Origin of the sequence: Hyphomonas sediminis (genome assembly GCF_019679475.1) — a bacterium.
Classification (GTDB): domain Bacteria; phylum Pseudomonadota; class Alphaproteobacteria; order Caulobacterales; family Hyphomonadaceae; genus Hyphomonas; species Hyphomonas sediminis.
The window spans coordinates 2593821-2615861 of record NZ_JAIEZP010000001.1 but is presented as its reverse complement, the minus strand read 5'-3'; the positions used below and the strand labels follow the sequence as shown (position 1 = coordinate 2615861).

The window sequence follows — 22041 nt, the reverse complement described above, 5'->3', positions numbered from 1 at the left end:
CGCAGGGCGTTACAACACGCAAGCCTCAGAACGTATACCGCAGCCCCGCGCGCACATTCCGGCCCGGCATGGGCACCATGTCACGAAGCACGGATGTCGCCAGGCGCACTTCCTTATCGCCGGCATTGCGCACTTCGAAGAACAGCTGCGTGCCTTCCTTGCCAATTCCGTATTCGGAGAGTTTCAGCGCCGTGCGCAGGTTGATCAGCGTATAGTCGCTGGTGCCGAGCTGGCCATCGCCCACATATTTCTGGTTGTCGGCCCATTCGAGGCTGATGCCCGCTTCGATGCGCTCCCAGTCAGCCTCGGCGCTGGCCGTGGCGCGCAGCGGCGGCACGAAGGGAACGTCCCCGCCATTGTCGAATTCGGCGCGCACATAGTCGAGGCTGGAGCGGAAGGTCCAGTCCGCCGCCAGCGGCCCGTTATCCAGATAGTATTCGCCATAGATCTCGCCGCCGGTGAAGGTCGCGTCATCCTGGCTGAACAGGTAGACGGGCAGGCCATGCTCCTCGCTGATCAGTTCGCCATCTTCTTCGATCGTGCCGGGGGCGAGATACACAAAGTTGGTGAAGCTCGTGCGGAAGAGGTTTGCGCCCACGCTGGCATTGGCGCCGCGCCAGCGCAGTGTCGCCTCAAGGTTCAGGCCCTTTTCCTTGCTGAGGTCGGCATTGCCCACTTCGAATTGTTCGGTCGCCAGGTGCGGGCCGAAGGCGAACAGCTCGCTCTCATTGGGCGCGCGTTCGGTATAGGCCACCTGCGCCCCGGCAAACCATCCGTCGCCAAAATGCTGGTGCACGCCGCCGGAGGCGCTCACAAGGTCGAACTCGGTCTTTCCGGCCACGGCATTGTCATGCTCCAGCTGTTCCAGCCGCAGGCCGCCTTCCACGCCAAATCCGCTGTCCCAGTCGCGCGTCTCGTAAACGAACAGGGCGATGGATTGTGTATCCGTCGGTGTCAGGAAGGCTTCCCCGCCGCTCGCGTCGAGTGACTTGTCGAGGAATTGCAGGCCCACCGCGCCTTCAAAGCCGGCCAGCGCATGGTCGAGTTCGATCCGGCCCTCAAAGCCTTCGCTCTTGAATATGGAGCTCGCCGCGCCGCCTTCAATCTCGCTATGTTCGTAGTCGGAGTATGAAAGCGTTGCGGTCACTTTCTTCAGGATGTCGCCGTCAAGGTTCAGCCCGCCGCGGAAGTCGTAGCGCATCTGCTCGAAGTCGATATAGGGCGCGGCTTCGTCATGGTCTTCCTCGGCGCCTTCCTCTTCATCTTCCTCATGTGCGTGCGAATGGCCCGCGATGCCGTATTGGGAAGTCTGCTGGCGCACGGCAAAGCCGGCAAACGCCCGCTCGCCCACCCAGCTTACGCCCGCGCCCAGCGTCTGCGTTTCGAGGAAGGAGTTGGGCAGGGTGCCGTTGCCGGCGTCTTCATGATCGTGGTCGTGGTCGTGGTCTTCGCCGTCCTCATGCTCATGCAGCGCTTCTTCCAGTTCTTCCCGGTGGCGCAGCTGGCGGGACTCGGCGAGGCCCGGAATGTTGAAGTCGCCAAAGTCGCGCCGGGAAGCGGAAAGCGAGAAGACCAGCGGCCCGGTGGTGAAGGCTGCCCGCGCGCCTGCCTCAGTGCCGTCATTCACGCTGTTATAGGCGCCATAGGCTTCGCCGCTCACCGGCGCTTCGGGCAGGGTGTCCACGATCAGCCCGTCGATCACATTGACCACGCCGCCGATGGCCTGCCCGCCATAGGCAAGCGCTGCCGGCCCGCGCAGGATCTCGATCTTGTCGGCATCGATGCCGTCCGCGCTCACCTGGTGGTCCGGGCTTGCGGCGGAAACGTCCACCACGCCGATCCCGTTGGTCAGTACTTGCACTCGTTCGGCGCCAAGCCCGCGCAGCACCGGCCGGCTCGCGCCCTGTCCGAAGAAGGTCGTCGAAACGCCCGGCTCACCTGCCAGCGTGTCGCCCAGCGTGCCGGAAAGGCGCGCGGTGATTTCCGCCCGGTCGAGCGCCGTCGCGTTGCCGATCAGCTCGTCGCTGGAGCGCGCGGGGCCGGGGGCGGTCACGATGATCGGGGCTTCGACGCGCGGGGCATCGGTCTCCTGAGAGAGGGCAATGCCGGAGAGAAGGTGACCGGAAAGGGCGGTCAGCAGGAGCGTGCGTTTCATCTGGGAGGACTCACTTTTAGTAATGTAATAATGTATCATTATTCAGGTAAGCCGACCCAGGCAAGGGCCGAAAATGACCCGAAGTGTCCCAAACTGTCACTGGGAGTCCTCAAAAAGACACGGAAAAGGCCCGCAAGCGCGGGCCTTTGACACGAAATGACATTGTGTGGCGCTGGCCGTCAGGCCGCGCTGCCATCCACGCGGAGCAGCGATCCGGTCGTGAAGCTCGAGGCGGGGCTTGCCAGGTAAAGCGCTGCCGTGACGATCTCCTCGGGGTAGCCCGGACGGTTCAGCGCGTTGTCTGCCGACTGGCGCATCTGCTCGGGCCAGGCCTTGGCAATGTCGGTCAGGAAGGGGCCGGGGCAGATCGTGTTCACCCGCACTTTCGGTGCATACTCATGCGCCAGCGACAGGCTCATCGCATTGATCGCCGCCTTGGCAGCGCCGTACGGCACCACATGCGGCAGCGGCACAAGGCTGCCCGAGGAGGAGATGTTGATGATCGAGCCGCCATCCCCATCCGCCATCCGTTTGGCCACCTGGCTCGCCAGCCGGAACGGGCCTTTGAAATTCAGGTTCAGCACTGAATCGAAAAGGTTTTCGGTCACCTCATGGCTCGCCATGCGCGGGCCGGACCCGGCATTGTTCACGAGGATATCCACGCGCCCGAAATGGCCGTAGGAGGCTTCGATCAGCGCGTCGATGTCGTCCCAGCGCCCGCAATGGGCCGCAAAGGCAAATGCCTTCCGGCCCATTTTCCGCACTTCTTCAGCCGCGGCTTCACACGCGTCCAGCTTGCGGCTGGCGATGATCACGTCGGCCCCATTCTCCGCAAATGCCTTGACCATTTCAAAGCCCAGGCCCCGGCTTCCGCCGGTCACAAGGGCGATCTTTCCGCTCAGGTCAAACAGGTTGCGGGCCATGGGTTTCCTCCAGTTTCTGATGTCTGGCGGAACCTTGTTTCAGCCCGCCAGCCTCATCAACCGGTAATCGGAAACCCTGACGCGAGGTGATGGCTCAGTTCAGCACGTCCGGTGAGCCGAGATCCGCCGTGCGTGCGGCTTCGACTTCGGACATCAGCCTAAGGACGTTGCCGCCCCAGATATTGGCGATGTCTTCTTCCGAGTAACCGGCCTCGATCAGGCGCGCCGTTACCTTCGGCAGGTCGACGATGTCCTTCATGCCATCGACGCCGCCACCGCCATCCCAGTCTGCGCCAACGCCGACATGCTCCGGCCCGACCAGCTCCAGCGTGTAGAGCAGGTGTTCCATGAACTTCTCGAAGGTGGAGCGTGGCGGCGGGAAGGCCTTGTTCAGCGCCTTGTAGGCCGCGCGATAGGCGTCGCGTGTCGCGTCATCCATGGCGGAGGTGTCCCGGCCAAACTGCGCCTCGAGTTCCGCGATGGCAGCCAGCCTCTCCGGGCTTGCCGGCAGGGCTTCGAGATAGGAGCCATAGGCGTTGATCTGGATTACGCCGCCATCTTCCGCGATTGCGATCAGCAGGTCGTCGGGCACGTTGCGTGGATGGTCGTAAACGGCCTTGGGGCCGGAGTGCGAGAGGATGATCGGCGTCGTCGAGAGGGCCAGAATGTCCCGCACGGTCTCGTCCGAAGCATGCGAGCCATCGAGCATGACGCCCAGTTCGTTCGCGCGGCGCACCAGCGCTTCGCCCAGCGGGCTGAGGCCGCCATAGGCAGGGTTCACGTCTGTTGCGCTGTCGGCAAACTGGCTGTTGCGGAAGTGAACCGGCGCAATCATGCGCAGGCCGCCCGCGTAGAAGGTGTCGAGCATCGAAACGTCGGTGCCCAGCGGATAAGCGTTTTCCATGCTCTGGAAGACGATTTTCTTGCCCTCGGCGGCAATGCGCTCCGCATCCGCCGTCGAGAAGGCCAGCGCGACATCGCTGGAATATTTCGCAGCCAGTTCGCGGATCGACATCTGGCGCAGCACCGCCATGTTGCGGGCGGCGAGATAGGAGGCTTCGTCGAGCGGACCCTGCGGTGTGAAGATCACCCAGAAGCCGCCATCGAGGCCGCCTTCATTCATGCGCGGCAGGTCCACATGCGTGCCGTCCTCGTCAAAGTTGCCACGCTTGGAGAAGGTGTAGTCGGGATTGTGGAAATACGCGGGCGTATCGAGGTGGGTATCGAGCACCAGCGTCCGAAAATGCAAATCCTCCGCAGGCGTGCGGGCGGCTGCCGTCGCGGGCGCCTTGTCCACACCTGTCTCGGCGCTTTGGGGCGCGTCCGGCGCGCACGCAGCCAGCAATGCGCCAAGTGCTACGCTGAGGAGGAGTTTTTTCATGTGATCAGCCCTGCTTCTACGACTCGATAGGATGGGCGTGATGTTCACCCCGGCGCGGGCCGGGTCAACCGCTGTGCCTGTAAAGAAAAGGGCGGCCCCGCAAGGCCGCCCTGATCGAGGTCACTTTGGAAGCGTGTCCTAGGCTTTGCCGAAAACGCGGGCAAAGATCGTGTCGACATGCTTGAAATGGTAGTCGAGATCGAACAGCGCATCGATCTCGTCGCCCGTGAGGCGCGCGGAAACGTCGGCGTCGCCCTTCAGCAGTTCGTTGAGCGGGCCTTCCTTCTTCCAGGTGCGCATCGCGTTGCGTTGCACCAGGCGGTAGGCATCCTCACGGCTGACGCCTTTCTCCACCAGCGCCAGCAGGACGCGCTGCGAGTTGTGCAGGCCGCCCATGGAGTTGATCGTGGCCAGCATGTTCTCCGGATAGATCACGAGGTTTTCGACCACGCCGGCAAGGCGGTGAAGCGCGAAGTCCAGGTGGATCGTCGCATCCGGTCCGATGCCGCGCTCGACGGAGGAGTGGGAGATGTCGCGCTCATGCCAGAGGGCGACGTTTTCCAGCGCCGGCGTAACAGCCGAGCGAACAAGGCGGGCAAGGCCGGTCAGGTTTTCCGTCAGCACAGGATTGCGCTTGTGTGGCATCGCGGAGGAGCCTTTCTGGCCCGCGGAGAAGAACTCTTCCGCTTCCAGAACCTCGGTGCGCTGCAGGTGGCGCACTTCCGTCGCCAGACGCTCCACCGAGGAGGCGATTACGCCCAGCACGGCAAAATACATGGCGTGGCGGTCGCGCGGGATAACCTGCGTCGAGACAGGCTCAATCGTCAGGCCGAGCTTGGCGGCGACATGCTCTTCCACTTTCGGGTCGATATTGGCGAAAGTCCCAACGGCGCCGGAGATGGCGCAGGTGGCGACCTCTTCCTTGGCCAGTAGCAGGCGCGCGCGGGCGCGCTGGAATTCGGCATGGAAGGTGGCCAGCTTGACGCCGAAGGTCGTCGGTTCGGCGTGAATGCCGTGGCTGCGGCCAATGGTTGGCGTGAGTTTGTGCTCGCGGGCGCGCTTTTCCAGCGCGGCCAGCACGCGGTCGATGCCCGTGAGCAGCAGATCGGCTGCGCGGACGAGCTGGACGTTGAGGCATGTGTCCAGAACGTCCGACGAGGTCATGCCCATGTGCAGGAAGCGGGCTTCATCGCCGACATGTTCTGCGACATTGGTGAGGAAGGCGATCACGTCATGCTTCACTTCACGCTCGATCTCGTCGATGCGGTCAGCTTCAAACCTGGCGCGCTCGCGCACGGCAGCGGTGGTGCCTTGTGGGATCTGGCCCATCTGCTCCATGGCCTCTGCAGCCAGTGTTTCGATGTCGAGCCAGATCTGGAAGCGGGATTCGGGTGTCCAGATGGCGGCCATTTCCGGGCGGGTGTAACGGGGAATCATGGTTCGCTCTTGTTCCTGGTGGGACTTGGCTGCCGCCATAGGCCGTATGGGCGGGTTTCGCCAGTCCTGTGCAGCCATCGATTTCATCAAATCGCCGCTTCGGGCTAATCTGACGCTCTGATTCTATCGAGGAAGCCGAATGTCGGAGCCAGCGACTGCCAAACCAGCGCCTTTCCTGGGCGTCGAACGCTCGGCGGGTGGCCGCCGCTGGCGGCTGGCCGGTGTGGACGAGGCGTTGGTGCGCCGTTTGTTGCCGGCAGCGGGCGGATCGGACCTGATCGCGCGCCTGCTGGCCGGGCGCGGCGTGCTGCCGGAAACGGCGCAGGCTTATCTGGCGCCGACCTTGCGGGAGTTCTTTCCCGATCCCAGCAGCTTTGCCGACATGGACAAGGCGGCTGACATCATTCTGAACGCCATTCTGGAAGGCAAACGCGTTTGCGTGTTTGCTGACTATGATGTGGATGGCGGCACGTCCTCCGCCATTCTCGCGCGATATTTCCGCGCCTGGGGCAGGGAGCTTGGCCTCTATGTGCCCGACCGGCTGGAAGAAGGGTATGGCCCCTCGCCGGAAGCATTCCATTTCCTGAAGGCGCAGGGCTATGACCTTGTGATTACCGTCGACTGCGGCGCGGCTGCGGTGAAGGCGCTGGACGAGGCGCGGGCCATCGACCTGCCGGTCGTGGTAATTGATCACCATCTGATGTCCGGCCATGTGCCCGAGGCGGCGGCGATCGTGAATCCGAACCGGCCCGATTGCACCTCCGGCAATGGCCATCTGGCGGCAGCAGGCGTGGTGTTCGTGTTCGCGGCGGCGATGAACCGGCTGGCCCGCCAGCGCAATCTGGCGCCGCCCGGGGGGCTGCCGGATATCCTGCATTATCTCGACCTCTGCGCGCTCGGCACGCTTTGCGATATGTCGCCCCTTCACGGCGTGAACCGCGCATTCGTGCGCCAGGGCCTCAGCATCATGGCGCGCGGCGAGAATATCGGTCTGCGCGCGCTGGCCGATGTCAGCGGCATTGGCCAGATCGAAAGCGTCTATCACGCGACCTTCCTGCTTGGGCCGCGCCTCAATGCGGGCGGCCGCGTGGGCGATCCCTGGCTCGCGGCGAAGCTTCTGGCGACGGACGATCGCGGCGAAGCGATTGCGCTGGCCGAACGCCTGCACGCGCTGAACGATGAGCGCCGCGCTGTCGAAGCGGCAATCCTCGACGAGGCAACCGCGCAGGCCGAACGCGCGCTGGCCGCCAATCCGGAGCGGGGCGTCATCATCGCATCCGGTGAAGGCTGGCACCCCGGCGTGATCGGGATCGTGGCGGGCCGCCTGAAGGACCGCTTCCACCTGCCTAGCATCGTCATCGGATGGGGTGAGGGGCTTGGGCCTGTCGCCAAGGGATCTGGGCGATCGGTTACCGGCGTCAATCTTGGCGACGCCATCGCCGCAGCGGCGCGCGAAGGCGTGATCCTGTCTGGCGGCGGGCACGCAATGGCGGGCGGGCTCAGCCTGGAGCCCCATCAGGTGCCTGGCTTTGACGACTGGATGGTCGCCCATATGGCAGACTTCAAGGCAGAACGGGACGCCGCGCTGGACCTGCATATTGATGCTGTGCTGTCTCCGGGCAGCGCGACAACCGACCTGTTCGATCAGGTTGCCGCTCTCGGTCCATTCGGCATGGGCGCGCCGGAGCCGGTGTTTGCGATGACTGAAGTGATGCCAACCGGCGCGCGCCGGATCGGTGCCAACCACCTGCGCTTCACAGCAGAGAACAATACCGGCCGCATCGAATGCATCGCCTGGCGGGCCGCTGATGAGCCAATGGGTGATCTGTTGCGGTCAGGACAGCGCGTGAATGTGGCCGGCCGGCTGAAAGCGGACCAGTGGAATGGCCGCCGCCGCGTGCAATTTGAAATCATTGATGCATCAATGCTGTGAATCTTCTGCAGAACAGCGTTTGAAACGGGTTGCAGGGTGCGAAATCACCCGCTATATGCCCGGTCTTCAAGCCGGTGCGGTCCCTTCGTCTATCGGTTAGGACGTCAGGTTTTCAACCTGAAAAGAGGGGTTCGACTCCCCTAGGGACTGCCACCAGACTTTCTCAGAACTGATCGGTTTCTGAGCAGCGTTACCCAGAGATCCCCACTTTCTAGGTTAAGATCGCGTGACAAGGGCCTTGTCACGCTCTAGGTTTCCTTGCTGGGGAAATTGGGTTGATGACTAAGATTGCAGCGAAATCTGAAACGGAAGCGCTCGCCGGTGAAACAGCTGTGCGCGTGATTGGCCGTGTAAAATGGTTCGATAGCGCCAAGGGCTATGGCTTTATTGTCGCTGAATCCACTTCAGAATCAGAGCTTACGGGCGATGTGATGCTTCACATCTCCTGCCTGCGCGATTATGGCGAATCCTATGCCGATGAAGGCGCGAAGATCGTTTGCGACGCTGTGGAGAAACAGCGTGGCTGGCAAACGGTGCACATCATCGAGATGGAGCGCCCCAGAGCGGTCATCGCTCAGGAAAAAGGCCTGCGGCCTGACTATGAGGAAGTGACCCTCAAATGGTTCAATCGCGCGCGCGGCTATGGCTTCGTGTTGCGCGACGGACGGGATGAAGATGTGTTCGTGCATGCAGTTGCCCTGCGGAAGGCCGGGTATGATGATATCGAGCCGGGCACGCGCATTGAGGTGGTGATCGAGGCCGGCTCCAAGGGCGAGCATGTCTCGGCTGTAAAAGCCCGGCGCTAGAACCGCGCGTCAGCGCTTGCCGCCTGCAAATCCCACCGGTAAACCAGCGCCATGACGCGCTTCATCTTCTCATTCGTTTTCGCCGCTGCCATGTTCCTTCAGGCAGCCTTCGCGCAGCTTCCCACGGAGCCGCTCAGCATCCAGTCTGGCGACGAAACGCACGCCTTCACGGTGGAAATGGCGACGACGCCCGAGGAGATCCAGCAGGGCCTCATGTTCCGTGAGAGCCTCGCCCCGGATGCCGGCATGCTGTTCGACTTCGGCATGACCCGCCAGGCAAGCATGTGGATGAAGAACACGCTGATCCCGCTAGACATGCTGTTCATCCTCGAGGATGGCAGCGTTGTCGCGATCGCGCGCAACGCACAGCCGGGCTCGCTGCGCTCTATCGGCCCTGGCGTGCCGGTTCGCGCCGTACTGGAGCTGCCGGGTGGCCGCGCCAAGGAACTTGGCATTGAGCCGGGCGACAAGGTGGTTCACCGGCTGTTTGGACAAGCCGGTGGCTGATACCGAGGCGCCTCGCGCGCCCCGGGAAGGCTTTTCGCCGACGCCCTCGCGCGGAAAGTTCACGCTACACAATGGCCCGAGCTACCGGGCGACCGCGCCGGGTGACATGCGCAGCGGCCTTTGGGTGCTCGATCGCCACTGCAATGGCATGGGCTTCCTGCACGGCGGGATGCTGTCCGCATTCGCTGACAGCGCGCTGGCCTGGGCGGTCTGGAGCGCCACGGGAAAGATGTCCGTTACGATCCGGCTCACGCTGGAGTTCATGGAAATCGCGCGTGAAGGCGAGTGGATCGAGGCCCATACCGATGTATCTTCGGTGGATGGCGAGTTTGTTCACGTCAATGCGCGGATCGTGAAGGAAGATGGCGGCCTTGCGGCGCGGGCGACAGCAGTTTTCCGGACCGTGCGCCGCAAGGCGGATTGATCATCCCGGAATGCCGAGTTCCTGAAGGGCAAACGCCTTGATGGATTTGTAGTCAGCCTTTCCATTCGGCGCGCGGCCGAGACTGTCCTTGAACAGGATCCGCTTGGGCGCCTTGTAGCGCGCAATCTTCGACTGGACAAAGGCGCGGAGTTCATCCTCCGTAGCCTGACCATCCAGCGAGACCACCGCCGTTACGGCCTGGCCCCATTTGTCATCGGGAACACCGACGACGAGCGCGTCAGAGACGGCCGCGTGGGCTTTCAGCGCTTCTTCGACTTCTTCCGGGTAAACTTTTTCGCCTGCCGTGTTGATGCAATTGGACCCGCGCCCCAGCAGCGTGATCGTTCCGTCCTTCTCGACCGTGCACCAGTCTCCGGGGATGGCGTAGCGCATGCCGTTGATGGTCTTGTAGGTTTTGGCGGTCTTTTCGGGGTCCTTGTAATAGCCGAGCGGCACGGCCCCGCCGCGGGCGATAAAGCCAGGCTCACCGCTTCCGGGGGCGACTTCGCGGTCATCCTCCGTGAACACCTTGCAGCTTGGTCCGATCTCGAATTTGGAAGTCTGTGCACCGCCTTCTGCCGTTGTGACCGAGCTGCCAAAGCCGACCGCTTCGGATGCCCCAAAGCTGTCATTCAGGGCCGCTTGAGGCATGTGCTTCAGAAGACCCTGCTTCACCTCGGCGCTCCACATTACGCCAGATGAGACAATCGCCAGCACACTCGACAGGTTCCATCGGCCGGGGTTGTCGTTGAGGGATTGCAGCATCGGTTTGGCGAAGGCGTCGCCGACGATGGCCATCGACGTGACGCCATTTGCGTGAACGGTGTCCCAGAGGTTCTCCGGGATGAACTTCGTCTTCTCTGACAGCGTGACGACAGCGCCGCCATTCAACATGGAGCCCATGGCAGTGAACCAACCTGTGCCGTGCATTAGCGGGCAGGCGGGTAGCTGGCGGGAGAAGCGGCCGAGGGCAAGCGCGCCCTGAACGTGCTCATCCATCGTTTCAGGGACCGGGCCGCCCATCTTGCGGATGCCTTCCATGCTGGCTTCCCGCCAGATGTTGTGGGTCCACATCACGCCCTTCGGCAGGCCTGTCGTGCCGCCCGTGTAGAGCAGGAAAATGTCGTCGCCGCTGCGCTCCCCTTTGAGAGGGGATGGGTCGCCTTCGGTCGCCAACGCTTCGTATCCGTGTGCGAAGGGGGCAACCTTGTCGCCGCCGATCTGAACCCAGGCGATGACACGCGGAAGGCGCGTGCGCACACGTTCGACTTCGGCGAGGAACTCGGCATCGAAGAACACCACTGTCGAGTCCGAGTTGTCTATGATGTAGACGAGTTCGTCATCCAGATAGCGGTAATTGACGTTCACGGGCGACAGGCTGGCTTTGAAGGTGGCCGCCATTGCTTCCATGTATTCGGGCTGGTTGCGCATGTAGAAGCCGGCCTTGTCGCCACGTACCGCGCCCAGGCTGAGCAGCGCCCTGGCAAGCCTGTTCGAGCGCGCCGTGAATTCAGGCCAGTAGATACGCCGGTCACCATGCGCCAGCGCGAGATCCTCAGGGCCGAGCGCCGCGCCAACGGCATCGAGCATGTCGCCGAAATTCCAGTCCATCCGTTTTCCTCCGCAGCATTCTTTTTCGCGATGCTACGTAGGTGTGGGCACGGCTGCAATCGTGACCCAAAGTAAACAGCCCTCCGGAGCGATCCGGAGGGCTGTCTGGTCATGCAGGTGATGGTTGGGCCGGACTTAGAAGTCCATGCCGCCCATACCACCCATGCCGCCGGGCATGCCGCCGCCAGCCGGAGCGTCTTTCTTCGGAGCTTCGGCAATGCCGGCTTCCGTCGTGATCAGCAGGCCAGCCACCGAAGCAGCGTTCTGCAGAGCCGAGCGGACAACCTTCGCCGGGTCGATGACGCCCATTTGGACGAGATCGCCGTACTCTTCGGTCTGGGCGTTAAAGCCGTAGGAGCGCGACTTGTTGCTGACGATCGTATTGACGACCACCGAGCCTTCGACGCCTGCGTTCTCGGAGATCTGGCGGAGCGGTGCTTCCAGAGCCTTGCGAACGATGTCGATGCCGGCTTTTTCGTCGTCGTTAGCGCCGACAACGTCGATGTGGCGCGAAGCGCGGAGCAGGGCCGTGCCGCCACCGGGGACGATGCCTTCTTCGACAGCAGCGCGGGTTGCGTTCAGGGCGTCGTCGACGCGGTCTTTACGCTCTTTCACTTCGACTTCGGTTGCGCCGCCGACTTTGATCACGGCAACGCCGCCAGCCAGCTTTGCGAGACGCTCTTGGAGCTTCTCACGGTCATAGTCGGAAGAGGTGTCTTCGATCTGCTTGCGGATCTGGGAAACGCGAGCTTCGATGTCTTTCTTCTTGCCGGCGCCGTCGACGATGGTTGTGTTGTCCTTGTCGATGGAGACGCGCTTCGAGCGGCCGAGCATTTCCATGCCGACGTTCTCGAGCTTGATGCCGAGGTCTTCGGAGATCACCTGGCCGCCGGTGAGAACTGCGATGTCCTGCAGCATGGCTTTGCGGCGGTCGCCGAAGCCCGGAGCTTTGACAGCAGCGATTTTCAGGCCGCCACGCAGCTTGTTGACCACGAGGGTTGCGAGTGCTTCGCCGTCCACGTCTTCAGCGATGATGAGCAGCGGCTTTTGCGACTGAACAACAGCTTCGAGGATCGGGAGGAGCGGCTGCAGGCTCGACAGTTTCGACTCGTGAAGCAGGATCACTGCATCTTCGAGCTCAACGGTCATCTTGTCAGCGTTGGTGATGAAGTAGGGCGACAGGTAGCCGCGATCGAACTGCATGCCTTCAACGACGTCGAGTTCGGTTTCGAGGGCTTTTGCTTCCTCAACCGTGATCACGCCTTCGTTGCCGACTTTCGCCATAGCTTCAGCGATCATCGCGCCGATTTCGGTCTCGCCGTTGGCGGAGATGGTGCCGACCTGAGCGATCTCTTCGTTGGTTTTCACCTTCTTGGAGTGATGCTTCAGGTCGCTGATGACTTCTGCAACGGCTTTGTCGATGCCGCGCTTCAGGTCCATCGGGTTCATGCCAGCGGCAACGCGCTTCATGCCTTCGCGCACGATGGCCTGAGCGAGAACCGTAGCAGTGGTGGTGCCGTCGCCAGCGGTGTCGTTGGCTTTCGATGCCACTTCGCGCAGCATCTGGGCGCCCATGTTCTCGAGCTTGTCTTCCAGCTCGATTTCCTTCGCGACGGTCACGCCGTCTTTGGTGGTGCGCGGAGCGCCGAAGGATTTTTCGATGACAACGTTACGGCCTTTCGGGCCGAGCGTCACTTTCACAGCGTTGGCGAGAATGTCGACGCCGCGGAGCATTTTCTCGCGGGCATCAGCGCCGAATACGACGTGTTTAGCAGCCATAGGAGTTACCTCTTGGTATGTGTCTTGGGGTCAGAGAGCGAGAGCGGCGGACTTACTTGTCCAGAACGCCCATGATGTCGCTTTCTTTCATGATCAGCAGGTCTTCACCGTCGATCTTCACTTCGGTGCCGGACCATTTGCCGAACAGAACGCGGTCGCCTTTTTTGACGTCGAGCGGAACGCGCTCGTTATCATCGCCGATAGCGCCGTTGCCAACAGCGACAACGATGCCTTCCTGCGGCTTTTCCTTGGCGTTGTCGGGGATGATGATCCCGCCCTTGGTTTTCTCTTCTTCCTTGATGCGGCGCACGACAACGCGGTCATGCAGGGGACGAAGTTTCATGTTCACTGCCTCTTGGATCAAAAGCTTCCTCGGGACTGGATAAAGTGACGGACGGGCCGTCGCGCCGCATGAAGCGCGCATCAGTTAGCACTCACCCGAGCCGACTGCTAACGACGTGCCGGAGATAGGGAATAGTCCCTGCGGCGTCAACGGGGACACGGTGAACGTTTTTTGAAGTGGCGTCATGGAGAGCGTAAGACTGTCAAATTCGACCGCAGTACATTGAATTCCCTTGGGAAAGAAATATCCGGGCTTGGAATTTTTTGACTGTTGCTGCCGCCATATTTGGCGTTTGCCTGAACGCTCGGCGGCGGGGTTGCGGGAGGTGAGGGAGGTGTGATGCTGCCAGCACCGTTAGGTTGAGCGTGGCGGGCGATCGTTCGGATTCTATCTTTCTTTTGACGGCCGAGGCTTGGCGGAAGGCGATCTTCAGGTGGCAGGACAGAACCGCATTGAGGCGGTTTTGGTAAACGCAGCCTTGCATTGCAATCGATAACTGAAACGCACGCGCAAGGCGGAAATCAAAACTCCTGAGTTAAACACATGCGATCAGCCGCCAGGAGGAGCCGGGCAAATGACGACTGCACGCAGTGAGATCTGGAGCGCGCTGAACTTTTTCATGCTTGTCGCGTGCACGGCGCTTTCGCTGTCGTTTACGGTCTCGCTGTTTTTCTTCAAGCTCGGCCTGCCGACAGATATCGGGTCCTATGTCCGGTTAAACCTGTTTGTGTCGGGCTGCGTGGCGGTGCCAACGGCTATCATTGCGTCGCTGCATGACTTTCACATGCGCTCCTATCAGCGCCGGCTCGAAGAGATGGCTTGGACGGATGCGCTGACGGGCTTGCTGAATCGGCGCTTTTTCATTCACGCCGCCGAGGAAGAGCGCGCCCGTATGCGCCGCACAAAGCAGAGCGCCGCTGTCGTGTTGATAGACCTCGATCACTTCAAGGAAGTGAATGATCTCTATGGGCACGCCGGTGGAGATCTTGTGCTTCGTGAAATCGCAGCAATCGCCCATTCGGAGCTGCGCGGCCCGTTTGATCGCCTTGGCCGCTGGGGTGGCGAAGAATTCGTGGTGCTGCTGAGTGGCGTTTCCGAGGAGCAGGCGGCTTCGGTTTGCGAGCGGTTACGCCGGCGGATTGAAGACACCGCCATTGACGTCAATGACAAGGATGTTTCCGTAACTGCAAGCTTCGGCTTCTGCATGATGAGCCCGGAAACGTCGCTGGACGCCGCCATCGAATGTGCGGATGGCGCGCTGTATGAAGTGAAGCGATCAGGCCGCAATCAGGTCATCTGCCGAGAAGTGCCTGAAGGCGTGGTTCCGCCCGTCGTGACGACACTTCCAATCCGTCGCCGGATTGGCAGCCGCGGGAAGGTGCTGAATGAGAAGCCGGTTCCGCCGCCTCCCGCAAATGATGGGTCCGGTGAGCCCGCCCGCCGCCGCATCGGGGTTCGCTGACGCAAGGTCTACCTGATCTCCGGCTTGCTGCCAGGCTGTTTTCCTGATTGGGAACAGAGGCGCATTCCGGAGGAAATCCATGTCATCGCCGCTTCCGCGCACCGGTCCGCTGACCGATCTACGCGTCATTGAACTTGGGCAGCTGATTGCCGGCCCGTTCTGTGGTCAGATCTTTGCCGATATGGGCGCCGACGTAATCAAGGTCGAGCCGCCCGGCCAGGGCGATCCACTCCGCGATTGGGGGCGGGAGGGCTTTCCCTTGTGGTGGTCCGTCGTCGCGCGCGGCAAGCGCTGTGTGACCGCAAATCTGCGCGAGAAACAAGGTCAGGAAATTCTGAAACAACTCGTCGCGCAGGCCGATTTCCTGCTTGAGAATTTCAGGCCGGGAACGCTCGAAAAATGGGGCCTCGGATATGACGAGCTGCGCAAGATCAATCCGCGGCTGATCATGATCCGAGTGTCGGGCTATGGCCAGACCGGGCCTTACGCATCGCGCGCTGGATACGCTTCTGTAGGTGAAGCATTGGGCGGCCTGCGGTATGTCATGGGCGAGGCGGACCGGCGCCCCTCACGCGCGGGCATCTCACTGGGTGACAGCCTGGCGGGCATCTTCGCGGCCGTTGGCGCGCTGGCGGCGTTGCATCACCGCGAGAAAACGGGTGAAGGCCAGATGATTGATGCGACCATCTATGAGTCCGTACTCGGGGTAATGGAGGCGCTCGTCCCCGAGTATCAGTTTGAAGGCTACACAAGAGAGCGCTCCGGCTCGATCCTTCCAAATATCGCGCCGTCGAACATCTATGAAGGCAGCGACGGCATGGTCATCATTGCCGCCAATCAGGATACGGTGTTTGCCCGGCTCTGTGCTGCGATTGGCCAGCCAGACCTGAAGGATCATCCCGATTACAAGACACATGTCGCGCGCGGGAAAAATCAGGCGCAGCTTGACGATCTGATCCAGAAATGGGCGAGCGCCTACACGATCGACGAAATCGAGCGCATCATGATCGAAAACGGTGTGCCGGTCGGGAAGGTCTATCGCGCAGCCGATATGCTGTCTGATCCACACTATGCGGCGAGGGATTCGCTTACTGAAGTGCCGAGCGAGAAGTGGCCTGGCATTCGCCAACAGAATGTGTTTCCGAAGCTTTCCGCGACGCCGGGGCGTGTTCGCTGGGCGGGGCCGGAGGAGATCGGTCAGCACACTGAAGAGGTGCTCACGGAGCTGCTGGATTTGACGCCGGACCAAATTGCCAAGCTTCGCGCGAGTGGCATCGTTTAGGAGGGCAAGCCATGCCGAAAATCGACATCTCGACGGTCCCCGAAGGCAAAGGCACGCGTTATCCTGCCCCCTATGGAGAACCTTGCAGGGACCGCCATTGGCGCGCCTTGGGTAATGCCGCAGGGCTTACTCAATTTGGTGTAAATCTACTCACGCTGGACCCTGGCGTATGGTCTTCACAGCGCCATTGGCACACGCATGAGGACGAGTTCGTCTGGGTGCTCGAAGGTGAGGTCGTTATGGTCACCGATGAAGGGCGCGAGCTTATGCGGGCGGGCGATTGTGCGGGATTTCCTGCGGGCAGCCGGAACGGGCACCACTTCATCAATGAAAGTGATGCCCCGGCAAAGCTGCTCATCGCCGGATCGCGGGATGACAAGGACGCGTGCGGATACTCCGACATCGACATGCATCTGCACCCGAGCCGATACTCCGACGCTTCTCCGAATTACACGCGTAAGGATGGCACGCCGTTCTAGCGCGCCGTCATTCCCCCATCGACGACGTACTCGTGGCCGGTGATGTAGCTCGCGGCGTCTGAGGCCAGGAACGTGATAAGTTCGGCCACTTCTTCTGGTGTGCCTGGGCGTCCAAGGGGCGCGCTTCCTGCCGCGATGAGGTTGGGATCTAGCCCGTTGCCACCATGCGCCGCTGTCAGCATGGCGGATTGTTCTTTCTGCATCGTTTCGGTCATCCGGGTCAGCGATTTCTGCCAGATCGGGGTGTCGATGATGCCGGGATGCACCGAATTCACTCGGATATTCAGCCCGAGCTGTGCGCATTCCATCGCAGCGGCCTTGGTGAACAACCGAACCGCGCCTTTCGATGCGCAATATGCGCTGGCGCCGGGTGCGCCGCGCAGGCCCGCGACGGAGGAGAGGTTTACGATGGAGCCTCCGCCGGTGCCCTTCATTGTGCGCATGGCTGCGCGGGTGCCCAGGAACACGCTGTCAGTGTTCACTTCCATCTGCTTGCGCCAGTCGGCCAGCGTGAAGTCCATGATTGCGCCGCCGATCGCGATGCCGGCATTATTGATCAGGATAGAGGGGGCACCGAGCAGGGCGCTGGTATCGGCAAAGACGCTGTCCCACAGGGCCTCATCAGTTACATCCTGCTTCAAGGCAGCAGCTTTGCCACCAGTCTTGCCGATTTCCGCGGCGACGGCCTTTGCGCCAGCCTCGTCGATGTCCGTTACCATGACGGCGGCGCCGTCTCGCGCCAGCATCAACGCTGTCGAACGACCGATCCCACTCGCGCCGCCCGTAACGATTGCGACCTTGCCATTAACCGATGTCATTGATTCCTCCCATTTTTGCGGGAAATACTAACAGTCTCCGTGCTTGACGCGAGGGGGATATTGGTGTTTTACCCGCCGCTTCATGACGGGGTGATGCGGTGCCGCCGTTGTAATCGTGGGCTCTTTTCTTGAGCAGCAGTCCACCGGCCCGCGTCAAGAATGAAGGACATTGATATGTCTCGTCGCCATAGTGCGAAATACAAGATCGACCGTCGCGTCGGTGAGAACATCTGGGGCCGCCCCAAGTCTCCCTTCAACAAGCGCAACTACAAGCCGGGCCAACATGGCCAGAACCGTCGTAACAAAGTCTCTGACTTTGGTATGCAGCTCATGGCGAAGCAGAAGCTGAAGGCTTACTACGGTGACGTCACCGAGAAACAGTTCCTGAAAGTTTATGAGGAAGCCGCGCGCCAAAAAGGCAACACGGCTGAAAACCTCATCGGCCTTCTGGAATCGCGCCTCGATGCCGTCGTCTACCGCGCCAAGTTCGTGCCGACCGTGTTTGCGGCTCGTCAGTTCATCAACCACGGTCACGTGACGGTGAACGGTCGCCGCTGCAACATCGGTTCGGCTCGCCTGAAACCGGGCGACGTTGTTCAGGTCCGCGAAAAATCGCGTAACCTGGCCCTCGTGCTCGAAGCGCTCGGCAGCCCCGAGCGTGACATTCCGGATTATGTGGAAGTCGACCCCAAAGCGATGACTGCCACCTATAAGCGCATCCCGGCTCTCGCCGATGTGCCGTATCCGGTGAAAATGGAACCGGCCCAGGTGGTCGAGTTCTATTCGTCGTAAGGCGACTGAATTTCTTGAACTTTTGGGAAGGCCGCGCCAGACTGGTGCGGCCTTTTCTTATTCCGGGAGATATTCTTGGCCATTCCGACTATCGCTGACGTCCGCAAGGCGCTGATTGCACGCCCAGGTAAGCCTTTTGTGCTTAAGGACCTTTCCACTGAAGACAAGGCGCTGTTCCCGAACAAGGAGGAGGCCGAGACCAGCCTCAAGAAGGATGCGGCCTGCATCAACGAGCTGAAGGACAAGCTCTACGCCGAAGGGAAGCGTGCGCTGCTCGTCGTGCTGCAGGGGATGGATACGGCCGGCAAGTCCGGAACAATCAAATCCGTCTTCAAAGATACCACGCCACTGGGGATGGAAGTGAAGGCGTTCAAGGCGCCCAGCAGCGAGGAGCTGGCGCGGGATTATCTGTGGCGCGTGCACAACGCGGTGCCCCGGCGCGGGCATGTCGGCATCTTTGATCGTTCGCACTATGAAGATGTTCTGGTCGCCAAGGTCCGCAGCCTTGCGCCTGCAGCAGACATCGAGCAGCGCTACGATCAGATCAACGCCTTCGAAAAACACCTAACCGAGAACGGCTACGTCATCGTCAAATGCATGCTGAATATAGGGCATGAGGAGCAGGGCGTCCGGCTGAAGGAACGTCTGCAGGAGGAGCATAAGCTCTGGAAGTTCAATCCGGGGGATCTGGACGACCGTGCGCTGTGGCCGCAATTCATGGACGCGTATGAGACAGCGATCAATCGCTGCTCCACCAAGCACGCGCCCTGGCACATCATCCCCGCAGACAGCCGCACGCGCCGGAACGCCATGATCGCACGCCTCGTTCGCGGAGCACTCGAAGAGATGGACCTCAAATGGAAAGACCCCGGACATGATCCGGGGTCTTATGAAATCTGACTTTTCGGCCAGGCGCGGCGTTAGTTGAAAGTCACGTCGCCGCCGCTGGACTTGTTCGCCTGCTGCTCGGCGGGGCGGCCTTCAAAGCTGATGTCACCGCCGCTGGAAGCTGAGCCGGTTGCCGATACAGAGGCGAAGGCCTCAATGTCGGCGCCGCTGGAGGCTTGGGCTGTGGCAACTTCACATTTGAGGGCACTTGCGTCCACGTCTGCGCCGGACGAAGCGCTGATGCTGATCCGGCCACAGGCGCCGGCAAGGCTTACTTCGCCGCCGCTCGACGAGTTCACAGTGAAGTTTGCGGCGTTCAGGGAGCGGATCGAGATCTCACCGGAGGAAGACGACGAAGCTTCAACTTCGCCAGTGCCGGCGACCGCGATTTCCACTTCACCAGACGAAGAGGCGTCCACGTCCAGAGTGCGGGCTTCAAATTCCGACGCGTAGATTTCGCCAGAGGAAGAGGCGGCAATCTCCGCATCGTTGGCGCGCCCGGACAGGGTCAGCTTTGCGGCAGATGAAGTACGGGCGGTGAAGCTTTCAGCGTCGACGCCGCTTACATCGGCTCGCGAGGATTGTGCCACCCGAACGCTTTCCAAATCGGGGCTGGTGACGCGAACGGTGTAGGCGGGCACTTTCTTGCCATTGACCTTGACGCTCTTGCCGTCGTTCGACACCTTCAGGCTTGCGCCGTTGCCGAACAGGCCACGCTTTTCCAGGCTTTTGCGCGTAATCACCAAAGTATCTCCGTCTACGGATACATCCGCGTCGGAAAAGTCGTTGCCATCGGTTTCGATCGAGACCGAAGTGCTTGGGCCTGGCGTATAAATCAGGGTCATCGCGCCTTTGACTTCGATTTGATCGAAATTGCGTGTGTCGACGGATTTGGTGCCAGCAAAGGCGAGGGGAGCCGCGATGAGGGCGATGGCAGCGGTAGTGGCGAGGGGTTTCAACATTCTGGCCTCCTTGGGGGTGGAAGTAACTTGAAGTCCATATTGTTATCGAAATACGATAAGTCAATCGTTGTTTTTCGATAATTTTCAGAAATTTGTATCCCTCTTGCTTTGGCGTCGCAGGACCATGGGGGGCTGTCCATAGACCCGTAGAAAGGCGAGCCGCATTCTTTCCGGGTCGCCAAACCCGGTTTCCGATGCAATCTGCTGAAGAGACAGCGACGTTCTTTCAACGCCTTGCCGGGCCGCTTCCAGGCGGAGTTTTTCAACAAACCGAGCGGGCGTTGTTCCGACTTCTGATCTGAAAACCCGCGCAAAATTTTGCGGGCTCATTCCCGCATTTTCCGCGATAGTTTCTACACGGATGTCATGCGAAAGGTTGGCGCGGACTCAGTCGATCAATACGTCGAACTTTCCGTTGGCCCGGTGAACATCTTGCATCACCGAGAACTGGGATTGGTCGCCATGCCGCCGCTGATGAATGCCGAGTTCGCGCGCCGCTCTTTGAGCGACATCCGGTCCGAGATCATCTTCCACAATTGCCAAGGCAAGGTCGATGCCTGCAGAAATACCTGCCGACGTCCGGAACTTGCCGTCGCGGACATAGATGCGGTTCGCATCCAGGCGCTCATCGAGCGAGCCAGCCGCGGCCAGCAGGAAGGCGCCTGGCTGAAAGTTCAGGCAGGTGTGCCGTAGAGGTCGTAATCGTCGGCGCCGGTGATTTCGGCCTTGATGATTTCGCCCGGCTTCAGGTGGCTCGCATTGTCAAGATAGACGACGGCGTCGACTTCCGGCGCGTCGGCCTGCGTGCGGCCGATCATTTCGCCGGTCTCTTCGCCGGGGCCATCAATGATCACGTCCAGTGTGCGGCCGACCTGCGCTTCGGCGCGGGCGGCGGATACTTCTGCCTGCGCCGCCATGAAGCGGTGCCAGCGGTCTTCCTTCACGTCTTCCGGAACGTGGCCTTCCAGCTTGCCGCTTTCGGCATGGGCAACGTTCTCGTACTTGAAGCAGCCTGCACGGTCGATTTTTGCTTCGCGGATGAAGTCGAGCAGGACCTGGAAGTCTTCTTCCGTCTCGCCGGGAAAGCCGACGATGAAGGTCGAACGGATGGCCAGGTCTGGAACCTGCTCGCGCCATTTCTGGATGCGGCTCAGGACCTTGTCCTGATTGCCGGGGCGTTTCATCGCCTTCAGCACATTGGCGGAGGCATGCTGGAAGGGAATGTCGAGATAGGGCGTGATCAGGCCGTCTGCCATCAGCGGGATGACATTATCGACGTGGGGATAGGGGTACACATAGTGCATCCGCGTCCACACGCCGAGGCTGCCGAGGCCTTTGGCGAGATCAAGGAAGCGGGTCTGGTATTCTCCGCCGCGCCAGGTTTCCGGCTTGTATTTCACATCCAGTCCGTAGGCGGAGGTGTCTTGGCTGATCACCAGGAGTTCCTTGACGCCCGCCGCCACCAGCTTTTCTGCCTCGGAGAGGACATGGTGGATCGGGCGGGAGACAAGATCGCCGCGTAGTTTGGGGATGATGCAGAAGCTGCAGCGGTTGTTGCAGCCTTCGGAGATCTTCAGGTACGCATAATGGCGCGGGGTGAGCCGCAGGCCGCTTTCGGGCACGAGGTCGAGGTGCGGATTGTGCGGCGGCGTCAGGTGCGTATGCACCGCGTCCATGACCGCTTCGTATTGATGGGGGCCGGTAACGGCGAGCACCTTGGGGTGTGCTTTCTCGATTACTTCGGGCTCGGCGCCGAGGCAACCGGTGACGATGACGCGGCCATTGGCTTCGATTGCCTCACCGATGGCCGAGAGGCTTTCATCGCGGGCGGAGTCGAGGAAGCCGCAGGTGTTCACCAGTACGAGGTCTGCGCCGGAATAGTCGGGTGCAATCTGGTAGCCTTCAGCCCGGAGGCGGGTGATGATCCGCTCGGAATCGACCAGCGCCTTGGGGCAGCCAAGGGACACGATGCCGACTTTGGGCGCCTTTGTGGGGCGGATCGGGGCGGGGGCGGAGGGTGTTATCGTCATGCGCGCCCTGCTATAATGAAACTGGGGTT

Annotated in this window: 21 protein-coding genes and 1 tRNA gene; 11 read left to right on the top strand and 11 right to left on the bottom strand. The window is 61.2% G+C overall.

Features of this window, described 5'->3' with window-relative positions; translation table 11 throughout:
• Positions 1-25: 25 nt before the first annotated feature.
• The 4 genes from K1X12_RS12865 to purB form a co-directional block, all read right to left on the bottom strand.
• Complete coding sequence (locus K1X12_RS12865; protein ID WP_220987971.1) at positions 26-2155, bottom strand: TonB-dependent receptor; 2130 nt, start codon at positions 2153-2155, stop codon at positions 26-28.
• A 179-nt stretch (positions 2156-2334) separates the two neighbouring features.
• Positions 2335-3078 (bottom strand): SDR family NAD(P)-dependent oxidoreductase, encoded by a 744-nt coding sequence (locus K1X12_RS12860; RefSeq protein WP_220987970.1) that lies wholly within the window; start codon positions 3076-3078, stop codon positions 2335-2337.
• Between the two features lie 94 nt (positions 3079-3172).
• Positions 3173-4459: a dipeptidase gene (locus K1X12_RS12855; protein WP_220987969.1), complete on the bottom strand. Its 1287-nt coding sequence runs from the start codon at positions 4457-4459 to the stop codon at positions 3173-3175.
• Positions 4460-4597: 138 nt separating this feature from the next.
• Positions 4598-5896 carry an adenylosuccinate lyase gene (gene purB / locus K1X12_RS12850; protein WP_220987968.1) on the bottom strand — a complete coding sequence of 433 codons (1299 nt, stop codon included), beginning with the start codon at positions 5894-5896 and terminating at the stop codon, positions 4598-4600.
• A 139-nt stretch (positions 5897-6035) separates the two neighbouring features.
• Here purB and recJ point away from each other — a divergent pair, with 139 nt between their 5' ends.
• From recJ to K1X12_RS12830, 5 genes are all read left to right on the top strand, one after another.
• Positions 6036-7829 (top strand): single-stranded-DNA-specific exonuclease RecJ, encoded by a 1794-nt coding sequence (gene recJ / locus K1X12_RS12845; protein WP_220987967.1) that lies wholly within the window; start codon positions 6036-6038, stop codon positions 7827-7829.
• A gap of 78 nt (positions 7830-7907) precedes the next feature.
• Positions 7908-7982: transfer RNA gene (locus tag K1X12_RS12840), tRNA-Glu, on the top strand.
• A 125-nt stretch (positions 7983-8107) separates the two neighbouring features.
• On the top strand, positions 8108-8635 hold the full coding sequence (locus K1X12_RS12835) for a cold-shock protein (protein ID WP_220987966.1): 528 nt from the start codon (positions 8108-8110) through the stop codon (positions 8633-8635).
• 51 nt (positions 8636-8686) lie between these two features.
• Positions 8687-9142 (top strand): DUF192 domain-containing protein, encoded by a 456-nt coding sequence (locus tag K1X12_RS16960; protein WP_225907974.1) that lies wholly within the window; start codon positions 8687-8689, stop codon positions 9140-9142.
• A complete protein-coding gene (locus tag K1X12_RS12830; RefSeq protein WP_369426122.1) occupies positions 9135-9566 on the top strand; it encodes a PaaI family thioesterase in 432 nt (143 codons plus the stop codon). Before K1X12_RS16960 ends, K1X12_RS12830 begins: the two co-directional genes overlap by 8 nt.
• On the opposite strand, the gene K1X12_RS12825 is transcribed toward K1X12_RS12830, so the two are convergent.
• From K1X12_RS12825 to groES, 3 genes are all read right to left on the bottom strand, one after another.
• Positions 9567-11177, bottom strand: coding sequence for an acyl-CoA synthetase (locus tag K1X12_RS12825; protein ID WP_220987964.1), 1611 nt, complete (start codon positions 11175-11177; stop codon positions 9567-9569).
• A gap of 135 nt (positions 11178-11312) precedes the next feature.
• Complete coding sequence (groL, locus tag K1X12_RS12820; RefSeq protein ID WP_220987963.1) at positions 11313-12956, bottom strand: chaperonin GroEL; 1644 nt, start codon at positions 12954-12956, stop codon at positions 11313-11315.
• Positions 12957-13008: 52 nt separating this feature from the next.
• Complete coding sequence (gene groES / locus K1X12_RS12815; protein WP_220987962.1) at positions 13009-13299, bottom strand: co-chaperone GroES; 291 nt, start codon at positions 13297-13299, stop codon at positions 13009-13011.
• Positions 13300-13873: 574 nt separating this feature from the next.
• Between groES and K1X12_RS12810 the strand changes: the two genes are divergently transcribed.
• From K1X12_RS12810 to K1X12_RS12800, 3 genes are all read left to right on the top strand, one after another.
• Positions 13874-14761 (top strand): GGDEF domain-containing protein, encoded by an 888-nt coding sequence (locus K1X12_RS12810; RefSeq protein ID WP_220987961.1) that lies wholly within the window; start codon positions 13874-13876, stop codon positions 14759-14761.
• Positions 14762-14840: 79 nt separating this feature from the next.
• Positions 14841-16043, top strand: coding sequence for a CaiB/BaiF CoA transferase family protein (locus K1X12_RS12805; RefSeq protein ID WP_220987960.1), 1203 nt, complete (start codon positions 14841-14843; stop codon positions 16041-16043).
• Between the two features lie 11 nt (positions 16044-16054).
• On the top strand, positions 16055-16522 hold the full coding sequence (locus K1X12_RS12800; protein WP_220987959.1) for a cupin domain-containing protein: 468 nt from the start codon (positions 16055-16057) through the stop codon (positions 16520-16522).
• Here K1X12_RS12800 and K1X12_RS12795 read toward each other — a convergent pair.
• Positions 16519-17340 carry an SDR family NAD(P)-dependent oxidoreductase gene (locus K1X12_RS12795; RefSeq protein ID WP_220987958.1) on the bottom strand — a complete coding sequence of 274 codons (822 nt, stop codon included), beginning with the start codon at positions 17338-17340 and terminating at the stop codon, positions 16519-16521. The genes K1X12_RS12800 and K1X12_RS12795 overlap by 4 nt on opposite strands.
• A gap of 174 nt (positions 17341-17514) precedes the next feature.
• On the opposite strand from K1X12_RS12795, the gene rpsD reads away from it, so the two are divergent.
• Positions 17515-18132 (top strand): 30S ribosomal protein S4, encoded by a 618-nt coding sequence (gene rpsD, locus K1X12_RS12790; RefSeq protein WP_220987957.1) that lies wholly within the window; start codon positions 17515-17517, stop codon positions 18130-18132.
• A gap of 75 nt (positions 18133-18207) precedes the next feature.
• On the top strand, positions 18208-19032 hold the full coding sequence (locus tag K1X12_RS12785) for a polyphosphate kinase 2 family protein (protein ID WP_220987956.1): 825 nt from the start codon (positions 18208-18210) through the stop codon (positions 19030-19032).
• Positions 19033-19052: 20 nt separating this feature from the next.
• On the opposite strand, the gene K1X12_RS12780 is transcribed toward K1X12_RS12785, so the two are convergent.
• Entirely contained in the window at positions 19053-19982 is a 930-nt protein-coding gene (locus K1X12_RS12780; protein WP_220987955.1) for a GIN domain-containing protein, read from the bottom strand.
• An 84-nt stretch (positions 19983-20066) separates the two neighbouring features.
• Positions 20067-20330, bottom strand: coding sequence for a helix-turn-helix domain-containing protein (locus K1X12_RS17230; protein ID WP_369426168.1), 264 nt, complete (start codon positions 20328-20330; stop codon positions 20067-20069).
• Positions 20331-20348: 18 nt separating this feature from the next.
• Here K1X12_RS17230 and K1X12_RS12770 point away from each other — a divergent pair, with 18 nt between their 5' ends.
• Complete coding sequence (locus K1X12_RS12770) at positions 20349-20675, top strand: hypothetical protein (RefSeq protein WP_220987953.1); 327 nt, start codon at positions 20349-20351, stop codon at positions 20673-20675.
• Here K1X12_RS12770 and rimO read toward each other — a convergent pair.
• Positions 20657-22012: a 30S ribosomal protein S12 methylthiotransferase RimO gene (gene rimO / locus K1X12_RS12765; RefSeq protein WP_220987952.1), complete on the bottom strand. Its 1356-nt coding sequence runs from the start codon at positions 22010-22012 to the stop codon at positions 20657-20659. The genes K1X12_RS12770 and rimO overlap by 19 nt on opposite strands.
• Between the last annotated feature and the right edge of the window lie 29 nt (positions 22013-22041).

Excerpts from the sequence above, each read along its gene's own strand:
- purB (WP_220987968.1), bottom strand. The coding sequence starts at position 5,896 with ATGATTCCCCGTTACACCCGCCCGGAAATGGCCGCCATCTGGACACCC.
- K1X12_RS16960 (WP_225907974.1), top strand. The coding sequence starts at position 8,687 with ATGACGCGCTTCATCTTCTCATTCGTTTTCGCCGCTGCCATGTTCCTT.
- K1X12_RS12855 (WP_220987969.1), bottom strand. The coding sequence starts at position 4,459 with ATGAAAAAACTCCTCCTCAGCGTAGCACTTGGCGCATTGCTGGCTGCG.
- K1X12_RS12825 (WP_220987964.1), bottom strand. The coding sequence starts at position 11,177 with ATGGACTGGAATTTCGGCGACATGCTCGATGCCGTTGGCGCGGCGCTC.
- rpsD (WP_220987957.1), top strand. The coding sequence starts at position 17,515 with ATGTCTCGTCGCCATAGTGCGAAATACAAGATCGACCGTCGCGTCGGT.
- K1X12_RS12860 (WP_220987970.1), bottom strand. The coding sequence starts at position 3,078 with ATGGCCCGCAACCTGTTTGACCTGAGCGGAAAGATCGCCCTTGTGACC.
- K1X12_RS12805 (WP_220987960.1), top strand. The coding sequence starts at position 14,841 with ATGTCATCGCCGCTTCCGCGCACCGGTCCGCTGACCGATCTACGCGTC.
- groES (WP_220987962.1), bottom strand. The coding sequence starts at position 13,299 with ATGAAACTTCGTCCCCTGCATGACCGCGTTGTCGTGCGCCGCATCAAG.
- recJ (WP_220987967.1), top strand. The coding sequence starts at position 6,036 with ATGTCGGAGCCAGCGACTGCCAAACCAGCGCCTTTCCTGGGCGTCGAA.
- K1X12_RS12800 (WP_220987959.1), top strand. The coding sequence starts at position 16,055 with ATGCCGAAAATCGACATCTCGACGGTCCCCGAAGGCAAAGGCACGCGT.
- K1X12_RS12770 (WP_220987953.1), top strand. The coding sequence starts at position 20,349 with ATGCGAAAGGTTGGCGCGGACTCAGTCGATCAATACGTCGAACTTTCC.
- K1X12_RS12795 (WP_220987958.1), bottom strand. The coding sequence starts at position 17,340 with ATGACATCGGTTAATGGCAAGGTCGCAATCGTTACGGGCGGCGCGAGT.
- rimO (WP_220987952.1), bottom strand. The coding sequence starts at position 22,012 with ATGACGATAACACCCTCCGCCCCCGCCCCGATCCGCCCCACAAAGGCG.
- K1X12_RS12865 (WP_220987971.1), bottom strand. The coding sequence starts at position 2,155 with ATGAAACGCACGCTCCTGCTGACCGCCCTTTCCGGTCACCTTCTCTCC.
- K1X12_RS12780 (WP_220987955.1), bottom strand. The coding sequence starts at position 19,982 with ATGTTGAAACCCCTCGCCACTACCGCTGCCATCGCCCTCATCGCGGCT.
- groL (WP_220987963.1), bottom strand. The coding sequence starts at position 12,956 with ATGGCTGCTAAACACGTCGTATTCGGCGCTGATGCCCGCGAGAAAATG.
- K1X12_RS12810 (WP_220987961.1), top strand. The coding sequence starts at position 13,874 with ATGACGACTGCACGCAGTGAGATCTGGAGCGCGCTGAACTTTTTCATG.
- K1X12_RS12835 (WP_220987966.1), top strand. The coding sequence starts at position 8,108 with ATGACTAAGATTGCAGCGAAATCTGAAACGGAAGCGCTCGCCGGTGAA.